At 59.2% G+C, this 265-nt stretch carries 1 protein-coding gene; it reads right to left on the bottom strand.

The features are described from left to right. Positions 1-265, bottom strand: a 265-nt coding sequence (locus tag J5474_RS22565) for a pectate lyase (protein WP_209364261.1), incomplete at both ends; no start/stop codon positions are given.

Here is a 265-nt window from a genome sequence, read left to right on the forward strand (position 1 = left end):
CAGCAGGGTTTTCTCGTCGTGCTGGGCGCACCAGGCCGTAAGCGTACCATTCTGCACATACTGGGTTCTGAGAATGCAGTCGATGCCGCGCGCCACGGCCTGCTTGGCGGCGGGTATCAGGCTCGAGTTCATGATGCTGAAATTGCCCTTCTGCTCGGCCATCTCCCGCAGAATCTCCAACGCCTGAATCATGGCGTTGTCGTTGTAGGTGATGGCGTGGCGGTAGCCGCTGTTGTCGGGGTAATATTGGGGGAAACCGCCGTTG

The sequence above is a fragment of the Sagittula salina genome, assembly GCF_017813235.1.
Taxonomy (GTDB): Bacteria; Pseudomonadota; Alphaproteobacteria; order Rhodobacterales; family Rhodobacteraceae; genus Sagittula; species Sagittula salina.